The organism is Rhodococcus sp. NPDC057297 (assembly GCF_042667435.1).
GTDB lineage: Bacteria > Actinomycetota > Actinomycetes > Mycobacteriales > Mycobacteriaceae > Rhodococcoides.
This window is the reverse complement of record NZ_JBHUZE010000020.1, coordinates 1-3837: the sequence shown is the minus strand read 5'-3', so window position 1 is coordinate 3837 and position 3837 is coordinate 1. Positions and strand designations below refer to the sequence as shown.

Genomic DNA, 3837 nt, shown 5'->3' with positions numbered 1-3837 from the left:
TGTGGCCGGTACCGCCGCCATTGTCGGCACGGACCCGCTGACGCTGGCCGACCTCTTACGTGTGGCCAACGCTCCTGGCTTCGACCGGTGGCAGGAGCAGGTACGCCGCACCGGTGGCTGCTCGGACCCCATCCACCTGGAGGGCATGACCACCACCCGTGACACCAAGACCGGGCAGGTCCTCTACTCCTACAGCACCCAGGGCGAGCCCGGCGGGCGCCTGCGGGTGGCCTGCGGGAACCGGCGTGCCTCCCGGTGCCCCTCCTGCGCCTGGACCTACGCCGGGGACACCTTCCACCTGATCCGCGCCGGACTGACCGGCGACGAGTCCAAGGGCACCCCGCTCACGGTGCGTACGCACCCCAAGGTCTTCGCGACGCTCACCGCCCCCAGCTTCGGCCCGGTCCACAACCGGCCCACTCGCGGCCTCTGCCGGTGCGGCACCGACCACCCCGAGGGCTCGCCGGAACTGGGCTCCGCCCTGAACCCGGCCGCCTACGACTACGCGGGCGCGGTGCTCTGGAACAACCACGCCGGGGACCTCTGGCGCCGCTTCACCATCTACCTCCGCCGGGAGGTTGCCGCCCGCGCCGGCCTCACCCAGAAAGCCACGGCCGACGCCTGCCGGATCTCCTTCGGGAAGGTCGCCGAGTTCCAGAAGCGCGGCGCCGTGCACTTCCACGCGATCGTCCGACTCGACGGACCGGACGGCCCCGACACTGCCCCGCCGTCCTGGGCCAGCGTGGCCTTGTTGTCGGATGCGATCCAGGCCGCTGCTGCCCGTGTGAGCGTGCCCGTCCCGTCCTCCGGTGACCAACCGGCGCGGACCCTGCGGTGGGGCGCTCAGGTGGACGTACGCCAGATCGGCGCGGACAACGCGAACGACGACCTGACCGAACAGGCCGTAGCCGCGTACGTCGCGAAGTACGCCACCAAGGCAGCCGAGACCACCGGCACCGTGGACCGGCGCATCGGAGAGCTGGCCGAACTCGACAAGCTGACCGACCTGCCCGCCCATGCCCGGCACCTGATCGAAGCGTGCTTCGACCTGGACGACGCCTACCCGGACCGCAAGCTCTGGCAGTGGGCCCACATGCTCGGCTTCCGCGGCCACTTCTCCACCAAGTCCCGCGCCTACTCCACCACCCTCGGCGCACTCCGCCAGGTCCGCGCCGACTACCGGGCACGCCAGGAACGCCACGAACGCGGGCTCCCCGACCCCGACGACGCCCCGGAGGGCTCCACACTGACGCTCGCCCACTGGACCTACGCCGGGCACGGCCACACACCCGGCGAATCCTGGCTCGCCTCCACCATCGCCCGAGACATCCAGACCAACCGCGACACCGTGCGCGAAGTACGCGCCGAACTCGAAGCCCTCGACGGGTCGGAGGCATGGGCATGAGGCGGCTGCTTCCCGAGCGCTATCTGACGCCGGTCGATCTGGCTGACCTCCTCGGTGTCCCGGTCGAGACGGTCTACCAGTGGCGCCGCAAAGACACTGGGCCCCGCGGCTTCCGCGTCGGCCGACACCTCCGCTACGACCCCGAAGACGTGCGCATCTGGGTCGCCGCACAGATGGATAAGGGAGTTGTCTGATGGCCGGACACATCCAAGACCGCTGGTACAAGACCGAGCCTGGGCCGAAAGGCAAGATGGTCAAGGTTGCGACCGAGCGTCACGGTGTCGGTATGCGTTACCGCGCCCGCTACATCGGTCCCGATGGCAGCGAGAAGTCCAAGAGCTTCCCGGACAAGCAGAAGCGCAGGGCCGAGACCTGGTTGGCGAATATCGAGGCCGACATGTCGCGTGGCGACTACATCGCTCCGGAGGCCGGTAAGGCCACCTTCGAGCAGTACGCCACGAAGTGGATGAACACGCAGATGACAGACCCGTCCACTCGGGAGTCCGTCGAGATGCGGTTGCGTCTCCACGCGCTCCCGCACATCGGCAAGCGCCCCATCGGTTCCTTCAACCCGACACACATTCGGCTGTGGATGCGAATCCTTGAGGACGCAGGGCTCTCGGCGGCGTACCGGCGCGGCATCTTCGCTCACGTCTCCACAGTTTTCACGGCTGCCGTCGAAGACCGGTTGATCCGGGCGAATCCATGCAGAGCAAGGTCGGTGAAGGCACCCCGCCTCGACCCGCGCAAGGTCAAGCCTTGGTCCGCTGACCGGGTTATGGCCGTGCGGGCTGCGCTGCCTGAGCGGTATCGGGCACTTGTGGACCCCGCCGCCGGGTGCGGTCTTCGGCAGGGGGAGGTGTTCGGCTTGGCTGTCGAGGATGTCGACTTCCTCGGGGGTGTCGTGCATGTGGTCCGACAGGTGAAGCTTCTACACAACCGGCCCGTATTCGCCCCGCCCAAGGGCGGCAAGGAGCGGGAAGTTCCTCTGCCAGAGTCCATCGCCTTCGCGTTGGCCGGCCACCTCACGCAGTACCCGGCGGCGGAGGTCACCTTGCCCTGGAAGTCCTTGGACGGCCCGCCGATCACCGCTTCTCTGATCTTCCGGAGTCCCGAAGGCTTTTCTCTGAACCGGAATCGCTTCAACGATCGGCAGTGGCGCCCTGGTCTCCGTGCTGCTGGTATCGCCAACGGGAGGGATAACGGGATGCACGCGCTACGGCACTTCTACGCATCCGTGCTCTTGGACGCCGGGGAAAGCATCAAGGCCCTGAGCGAGTACCTCGGCCACCATGATCCGGGCTTCACGCTGCGGACTTACACGCACCTCATGCCAGCCAGTCAGACGCGTACGCGAGCAGCCGTGGACGCAGTGTGGGCCGCCCCGATCGCCAATGACGGCCCCGAGACGGCCCACGAGAGTTCATAGGTCGCTGACCTGCGGAAATCTCAGAAGCCGAAGAAGTGACTCGCCGGTCTTCTGGCCTGCGGTTCCTGTGCCTTCAACGCTCCTGACCTGCTGTTGAGCTATCAGCATCTGTCAGCGTTGGTTATCGTCGGGTGCCTTGGCACGGCCCAGCCACGGCCCAGCTGTTACCAAGTGCGCAGTCGGGCCACGCAACGTGCGTGGGAGCCACTAGTCTCACGTCATGGTGACGCCGGAAGAGATCGAGGCCCTCCTTCAATGCCCAGAAGGAGTCGACCTTGAATTCAAACATTCGAGAGTGCTGCCGCGCGTACTCGCGAGGACCATCGCTGCCTTCGCTAATACACGCGGCGGTACAGTAATTGTTGGCGTGGATGACCGTCAAGGCTCAGGCCCAGAAAGTCTGATAGGCGTAGAGGTCGACTCGTTCCAGCGCGTAGTCGAGTCCGTGCGGAGGCGTCTTACTCCCGTACCAGATTTTCGGGCGTACTGTGTTGCTGTACAAGGAAAGCAGCTTGGCGTCATCGAGGTTGAAAAGAACGCAGGCCGTAATATTGCGGCAGACGGGCAAATTGCAGTGAGGGCGGGCACTTATACGATAACTGTGCCCGCGCGTGAAATCTTGACAGAATCAGAATTCAGCGATCGCTCATCGTTCGAGGGTGGAAGCAGCCGCGAGGGCCGTAAGGTGGGGCGGCGCCGTAGGCTTATAACCATATTTGCACTTGCTGTTGGCGTGCCCGGAATGATCTTTCTGGTTCGGATTATCCAGGGGGCTAGCCCTGGGTCGCTATTGCCGGCGGTCCTCATACTTGTCTTTGGGATTCTTTTCTCGGGCGTGGCAGTCGAATTTGTAGGCTGGAGGCCCGATCCTGAGACGGTTTCCCCTACGCGGGAGCGGGTACGTCGGGCCGAAGCGAATCTTGAGCAGGAGCTTCGACTTCGCCATGCAGATGTCTCGGACGCAGAGGCCGAGGATGATGCCAGGCTCACCCTGTCTGCGCTC

The 3837-nt window shown here is 65.5% G+C and carries 4 protein-coding genes; all 4 read left to right on the top strand.

The genetic code is table 11. The annotated features are described in order from the left end of the window. Position 1 precedes the first annotated feature (1 nt). On the top strand, positions 2 to 1405 hold the full coding sequence (gene repSA, locus ACFULT_RS27140; RefSeq protein ID WP_378483087.1) for a replication initiator protein RepSA: 1404 nt from the start codon (positions 2 to 4) through the stop codon (positions 1403 to 1405). Next, the gene (locus ACFULT_RS27135; RefSeq protein ID WP_375965042.1) at positions 1402 to 1599 is read left to right on the top strand and encodes a helix-turn-helix transcriptional regulator; all 198 of its coding nucleotides are present in this window, start codon (positions 1402 to 1404) and stop codon (positions 1597 to 1599) included. The genes repSA and ACFULT_RS27135 overlap by 4 nt, the downstream gene beginning before the upstream one ends. Next, positions 1599 to 2834 (top strand): tyrosine-type recombinase/integrase, encoded by a 1236-nt coding sequence (locus tag ACFULT_RS27130; RefSeq protein ID WP_375965045.1) that lies wholly within the window; start codon positions 1599 to 1601, stop codon positions 2832 to 2834. The genes ACFULT_RS27135 and ACFULT_RS27130 overlap by 1 nt, the downstream gene beginning before the upstream one ends. Positions 2835 to 3054: 220 nt before the next feature. Continuing rightward, positions 3055 to 3837: helix-turn-helix domain-containing protein (locus ACFULT_RS27125; protein WP_378483086.1), on the top strand; the 783-nt coding region annotated here is incomplete at its 3' end.